The organism is Coprococcus intestinihominis (assembly GCF_040096555.1).
Classification (GTDB): domain Bacteria; phylum Bacillota; class Clostridia; order Lachnospirales; family Lachnospiraceae; genus Coprococcus_A; species Coprococcus_A intestinihominis.
Genome location: NZ_JBBMEK010000241.1, coordinates 1 through 5,047 on the forward strand (window position 1 = coordinate 1; position 5,047 = coordinate 5,047).

The window sequence follows — 5,047 nt, forward strand, 5'->3', positions numbered from 1 at the left end:
GTAATGGGTGCGGCATGTCTTGCCGACATTACGTCCTGTCATTGTATTTTCCATGATTAAAAATCCTCCGTTTATCCGTTTTTTATTCGACATGATGTCTTCTTTTAAGAGTACACTACCAATCGTCTTTTCACAAGTAAAACTTTTATAAATTTTCAGCTTTCACTTTTCATCCCCGGAAACATATGATAAAAGTAGAATTCCCCGGAGGATTTTTCCGTATGCATTTAAAAAAGTTTTTCTCAGCGGCTGCACTGCTTGGCTGTCTTACCATGATCTTTACCGGCTGCTCCCAAAAAAGTTCCGGCCTGACACCGGTCACCCTCAGCGAAGTTGCCCATTCCATCTTCTATGCTCCCATGTATGTAGCTATCGAAAATGGCTACTTTGCCGATGAAGGTCTGGATATTACTCTGGTGAACGGTTCCGGTGCAGATAATGTAATGACATCTCTCATATCCGGCGACGCAGATATAGGTTTTATGGGACCTGAGGCCACTGTCTATGTCTATAACCAAGGGGCACAGAACTATGCTGTCAATTTTGCCCAGCTGACACAGCGCGCCGGCAACTTCCTTGTTGCAAGAGAGGAAGAACCGGATTTCACATGGCAGGATTTGAAAGGCAAAACCGTTCTGGGCGGTCGTGAAGGTGGCATGCCTGAAATGATTTTCGAGTATGTTTTAACACTCAACAACATTGATCCGAAAAATGACCTGACTATTATCCAGAATGTGGATTTCGGACTGACGGCCGAAGCCTTTGCCAGCGGCACCGCCGACTATACCGTAGAATTTGAACCATTTGCTACCTCTCTGGAAATGAACGGCAACGGGCATGTTATCGCATCTCTCGGCGAAGACTCCGGCTATGTCCCATATACTTGTTTCTCGGCCCTTGAGAGCTATATTCAGGCGCATCCGGATATCATTCAGGCATTTACCAATGCCATCCAAAAAGGCCTGGATTACGTGGGCAGCCACACACCTGCTGAAATTGCGGATGTCATCCAGCCGCAATTTGAAGAGACTGATACCGATAAGCTCATTGCCATTATCGACCGTTACGCTGCACAGGATACGTGGAAGGAAGACTGTATTTTCACAGAGGAAGCTTTCAACTTGCTGCAAAATATCCTTGACCAGGCCGGAGAACTGACTGAGCGGGTAGATTATGGCACTCTTATTACAACAGAATTTGCCGAAAAAGCTGTTCAAGAATGAAATAACACTAAATCTCCGAGATAAATATCTCTTTTAAACAGCAATAACCTCAAAATCCATCCTACTCAAAAACTGAGTTTGGATTTTGAGGTTATTTTACTGCCAAAATTACTGACCCGCTACTTTTATTTTTTGCCACACATAATCATGCATCAGCCCATTCGGACACCAGTCCATAGTCAGTTCTTCCAGTAATGCCATATCTCGGTTTGCATAGGCTTTCTCTATTTCATAACAGTAAAAAGAAATCAGTCTGTCCACAAACGCTTCTTCTGATTTTCCTGCACTGACTGCACGTATCCTTTCTACAAACTCATCACAGCTATTTTGACTGTCCTTCTCCTGGCCTTTGCAATTTTCTGTCATTGCTGCAAGTATCTCTCCTATCTCATCAAACGCCCTGGATACTCTGCTTTGTCGTCTGACATCCGATATTTCAAGTTTTTTCTTCTCTTCCTGCAGAAATTGTCTCCAAATCAGCTTGAATCCTTCATCAATTTCACCTTTTCCCTTAATATATCCATTAAAAGGCGCTGTTATTGAATACCATCTTCCGTTCAGCTTCTCAACATATCTTTTTCTTTCTTTTACCGTTGTATTTTTTACAAGATATTTTTCATATATTTGATTTGTCGGGCTTATAAACTGCGTTTTTATCACAGCAGTCAAACGACGTAATATCAGATTTTTCGACCACCCCATATCAACAATATCCAAATGTCCTGTACTATTTATCCACTGAATAACAAATGATACACTCGCATAATTCATATCCCACTGACTGTTATTTATTTTCTCAAAATTCACTTTAAAGTACCTCGTGTTATATTGCTAATAACTTTTTTGTTTTTGCAGTTGTAAACTGGATAACCGGACCAGAAAACAGAATAGTGGCTATTGCACATATACCAAACTTTCCGCCTAATGCAACACCGACAATCACCATCAAAACATCCAGTATCATCCGCACACCTTTCACCTGCCAGTGATTCTTCTCGGCAAGCGAAAAAGTTAGAGCCTCATACGAGCCCCGCCCCATAGACGCTGATGCATAAAATCCGGTACCGACAGCAAACAACATAACTCCTAATATCATAATGACTGCATTTAGCCATAAATGTGAACTATATACATGGGCATCTGCAAATAAATCTACACAAAAACTGTACACCAACTGATACAAGATTGTGCCGATATTCAGCTGTGAACGATCATAAAAAAATACAAAAACTATCATTATCAAAGCCACTATCAGAGAAGCCATACCAATACTTATATGAAATGTTTTTGACATGCCTTGCCATACGATTGCGAGGGTCGCCCCTCCAAATCCCGCATACAAGGCCAACGTGATGCCATATGCTGCAAGCATCGATCCCAGCACAATAATCATTATCTTTTTTATCCATTCCATTCTTCCCATTGCTATAACCTCTTTCTGTACGGATACTAAAACAAACGAAAACGATCTGCTCTTAACCAATCGCACTCATTATCTGCATAAAAAAAACTATAGACTTAACTGTTATGTTCAGAAACAGTAGAAATCTATAGCCTTCATTATTCGTTTGCCGAGACAAGCTCCGTATTCATTTTAATTTATCATACATACTTTCAGAGCTTTTGTCAATACTTTTTTTTATTGACAAAGGCTCTGTTTATTATCTTCAAGCACTGCGGTCTATTCGGCAGCTTCATCACCGAAAGGCGTTCTGTCATCCAGTGCATAGGCCTTCAGCTCTCTTGCATCCGCCAGATACTGATCCGCCTGGCTTTTATAATCAGCTTCAGAAGACGCAGACACAAGCACCGTCTCAGTGATCATCTCACCATCGTATTTATACTGCACAAGCTCATACTTATCATTCTGGTTGTTGAATGCCAAGAAGCCATACTTCGTTGACAAGTAGGCTGTATCAATGGCCATTGCACCAATGGTTGTCACTGCTCCCTGATTGCATGAATAAACACTCATGGCCTCTTTACCGACAATCAGTTCCGGTGAACTGTTGCCTGTCACATCCATCAGATAATAAACAGCCTCCTGATCAGAAGTTCCATCCAGAAGAACTTTGTAATTCTTCTGAACCGTTTCATCCATCGCAGTCGTCTCCGGCTCACTGCTGACGGCCTCCGCGACTTCGGATACAATATCTACCGGCTTTTCAGATGCTGCTTCCTGATTGCTGCCCCTGCCACATGCTGCAAGCAGCACCGTCAGGAGCAAAATCATACACACTGTACATGTTTTGTCCAACTTCATTCTCTTCATAATGACCCATTGATTAATACAGAAGAATAACGGCAAAGGCTTCCAGATTCTCTGTATCAGATGCATTTCTGATGCCATGTATCTGTCCGCCCAGACAAACACAGGAATCCCCTTCATGAAGTGTCACCATTGTACCGTTGTCATTGTATTCTGCATTTCCCTTTGCAATACAAATAATTTCTTCTTCACCTTCATGTGTATGCTCGCCGATAGAACATCCCGGCTTAAGCACCAGCTTCGCGATCATCTTAGCATTTCCGTTAAACTCCTCAGGTTCAAGATAACGGATAATCTCCACAGTTCCGTCTCCGCCTCGCATATGCTCATTATATAACTTCACCATATCTTCTGCTCGTTTAATCATTGTTGTCTACCTCCTGTAAATTTCCCGATCCATACTAAAAAATCGGATATTTTCGTCTTTTAGCATACCATCTGCAGGCAGTGAATGCAAGCCTTTCATCAACATGGTTTTCATTACTACGTATTGCAATTTTTGATTGACCTTTTGCTATTTTATAGACTATACTATAAGTAGATAAATTTTCAACGAAAGGACTGAACCCGATCATGGAACAAGGCAACGATATCCCTTCCGTCATCGAAGAAGTTTTCAAACGCTATACCGATGGCAGTTATATCAAGGCGTCCATGCTGCCGGATCTTGATTTATATGTAGACCAGATTACAACATTCCTGACCCGGCATCTTGCCAAAACCATCCGTTTTGAAGATGACAAGATCATGACCAAGACCATGATCAACAACTACACGAAGAATCATCTGCTGCCGCCGCCGGACAAGAAGAAGTATTCCAGAGACCATATTCTTCTGATGATCTTTATTTACTATTTTAAGAATTTTCTGCCCATCAGCGACATCAAGACCATTCTGGGGCCTCTGACGGACAAGTATTTTCATAAGGATGCGGATCTGAATCTGGAGGCCATCTACACAACTCTCTTTTCCAAGGAGGATACTTTCGTTCAGGAAGTACTGGAGAATGTTATGAAGCAGTTCCACATGTCAGCAGACCTGTTTCCCGATGCTCCGAAGGCTGATCAGGCATCCCTCCGGGAATTTACATTTATCTGTATGCTGAGTCTGGACATTTATCTCAAGAAACAGCTCATTGAAGCCATTTTGGACAAAAAATAAAGGAATGCCTGTGCATTCCTTTATTTTATAACAATTTATTCTTCATTCAGGCGATCCAGGACCATATCATAACCATCGTTACCATAATTCAGTGAACGATTGACACGGCTGATCGTTGCAGTAGAAGCACCTGTCTTCTCTGCGATCTCAAGGTATGTCTTCTTCTCGCGAAGCATTCTGGCCACCTCGAATCGCTGTGATAATGACAGCAGCTCATTGATGGTACAGATATCTTCGAAGAATTCATAGCACTCTTCCACGCTCTTCAGACAAAGCATACCTTTGAATAACTGCTCAACTTCCGGCGTTTTAATTTTTTTATTCATGTCGTCACAAATCCCCTTCATTATAAATAATAATATGCCATTCGAACGTATGCCGTCCAGTACTGACT

7 protein-coding genes are annotated in these 5,047 nt (G+C 41.8%); 2 read left to right on the plus strand and 5 right to left on the minus strand.

Translation table 11 applies throughout. The annotated features are described in order from the left end of the window. Positions 1-221 precede the first annotated feature (221 nt). Positions 222-1,223 carry an ABC transporter substrate-binding protein gene (locus WMO25_RS14630; RefSeq protein WP_349085914.1) on the plus strand — a complete coding sequence of 334 codons (1,002 nt, stop codon included), beginning with the start codon at positions 222-224 and terminating at the stop codon, positions 1,221-1,223. A gap of 108 nt (positions 1,224-1,331) precedes the next feature. Here WMO25_RS14630 and WMO25_RS14635 read toward each other — a convergent pair whose 3' ends face one another. The 4 genes from WMO25_RS14635 to WMO25_RS14650 form a co-directional block, all read right to left on the minus strand. Next, the gene (locus WMO25_RS14635) at positions 1,332-2,030 is read right to left on the minus strand and encodes a hypothetical protein (protein WP_349085915.1); all 699 of its coding nucleotides are present in this window, start codon (positions 2,028-2,030) and stop codon (positions 1,332-1,334) included. Positions 2,031-2,046: 16 nt separating this feature from the next. Beyond that, complete coding sequence (locus WMO25_RS14640) at positions 2,047-2,646, minus strand: YczE/YyaS/YitT family protein (protein ID WP_349085916.1); 600 nt, start codon at positions 2,644-2,646, stop codon at positions 2,047-2,049. Between the two features lie 258 nt (positions 2,647-2,904). After that, positions 2,905-3,573 (minus strand): hypothetical protein, encoded by a 669-nt coding sequence (locus WMO25_RS14645; RefSeq protein WP_349085917.1) that lies wholly within the window; start codon positions 3,571-3,573, stop codon positions 2,905-2,907. After that, positions 3,509-3,859: a cupin domain-containing protein gene (locus tag WMO25_RS14650; protein ID WP_349085918.1), complete on the minus strand. Its 351-nt coding sequence runs from the start codon at positions 3,857-3,859 to the stop codon at positions 3,509-3,511. The genes WMO25_RS14645 and WMO25_RS14650 overlap by 65 nt, the downstream gene beginning before the upstream one ends. 206 nt (positions 3,860-4,065) lie before the next feature. On the opposite strand from WMO25_RS14650, the gene WMO25_RS14655 reads away from it, so the two are divergent. After that, positions 4,066-4,653, plus strand: coding sequence for a DUF1836 domain-containing protein (locus WMO25_RS14655; protein WP_117538629.1), 588 nt, complete (start codon positions 4,066-4,068; stop codon positions 4,651-4,653). A gap of 35 nt (positions 4,654-4,688) precedes the next feature. On the opposite strand, the gene WMO25_RS14660 is transcribed toward WMO25_RS14655, so the two are convergent. Continuing rightward, positions 4,689-4,979 (minus strand): YerC/YecD family TrpR-related protein, encoded by a 291-nt coding sequence (locus WMO25_RS14660; protein WP_015515344.1) that lies wholly within the window; start codon positions 4,977-4,979, stop codon positions 4,689-4,691. Positions 4,980-5,047: the final 68 nt, after the last annotated feature.